The sequence below is a fragment of the Faecalibacterium langellae genome (assembly GCF_002549775.1).
Taxonomy (GTDB): domain Bacteria; phylum Bacillota; class Clostridia; order Oscillospirales; family Ruminococcaceae; genus Faecalibacterium; species Faecalibacterium langellae.
The window spans coordinates 1-1,193 of sequence record NZ_NMTR01000049.1; the positions used below are offsets into that span (position 1 = coordinate 1).

Annotated in this window: 2 protein-coding genes; both read left to right on the plus strand. The window is 43.3% G+C overall.

Going from position 1 to position 1,193, the window contains the following annotated elements; all coding sequences use genetic code 11:
- Nucleotides 1–227 precede the first annotated feature (227 nt).
- On the plus strand, nucleotides 228–530 hold the full coding sequence (gatC, locus tag CGS49_RS13565) for an Asp-tRNA(Asn)/Glu-tRNA(Gln) amidotransferase subunit GatC (RefSeq protein ID WP_002884769.1): 303 nt from the start codon (nucleotides 228–230) through the stop codon (nucleotides 528–530).
- Nucleotides 530–1,193 (plus strand): amidase (locus tag CGS49_RS13570; RefSeq protein ID WP_242975479.1); only part of this gene is annotated, 664 nt, incomplete at its 3' end. The genes gatC and CGS49_RS13570, both read left to right, overlap by 1 nt.

Below are 1,193 nucleotides of genomic sequence, written 5' to 3' on the forward strand. Positions count from 1 at the left end.
GTACCAAGCCTCATACGACCTGGCAAAACATTATTTGAAACCAGAAATGTTAGAAGCCTGGAGAAAGCTCTTGATGCCCATACGATAACTGTTTTGAAAAAGCTGTATATTGGTAAACTGTAGTGACAAAAAAGTTGCTACAGTTTTTTTATCCTCCCAGCAAATTAGGCTAAATTGTGGTAAAATAGAGGGTATTGAAAAATCATCATTTCACGAAAGGAAGCAAGATGAAAATTACGCAAGAAGAGGTAACCCACGTTGCCAATCTTTCAAAATTGAAATTCTCTCCAGAAGAGACAGCTGAGTTTGCGACAACCTTATCGAAGATTGTTGATATGGTGGAATTGTTGGAAGAAGTGGACACAACTGGTGTTGCCCCAACAACGACCATGGCGGACCGCAAGACTGTACTGCGTCCGGATGTTGCTGAAAAAGGGACTGACCGTGACCGTTTGTTTAAAAATGTACCTGAAAAAGACAATTACTACATCAAAGTACCAGCTATCCTAGAAGATGGAGGAGATGCCTAATGTCATTCAACAATAAAACCATTGAAGAGTTGCACAATCTCCTTGTCTCTAAGGAAATTTCAGCAACCGAATTGACACAAGCGACCATTGACGATATCAAGGCGCGTGAAGAAGCAGTCAATGCCTTTGTGACAGTAGCAGAAGAAGCTGCCCTTGCACAAGCTAAGGCCATTGACGAAAAAGGAATCGATGCTGACAAACTCCTGTCAGGGATTCCATTCGCTGTCAAAGACAATATCTCTACTGACGGCATTTTGACGACTGCGGCCTCAAAAATGCTCTATAACTACGAGCCTATTTTTGATGCGACAGCGGTTGCTAATGCCAAAGCTAAAGATATGATTGTCATCGGGAAAACTAACATGGATGAATTTGCTATGGGTGGATCTGGTGAGACTTCTTACTATGGATCAACCAAGAATGCTTGGGATCACAGCAAGGTTCCTGGTGGGTCATCTAGTGGTTCGGCAGCAGCTGTAGCTTCAGGTCAAGTCCGTTTGTCTCTTGGTTCAGATACAGGTGGCTCTATCCGCCAACCGGCTGCCTTTAACGGGATTGTTGGCCTTAAGCCAACTTACGGAACGGTTTCTCGTTTCGGTCTCATTGCTTTTGGTAGCTCACTTGACCAGATTGGTACGTTCTCACAAACTGTTAAGGAAAATG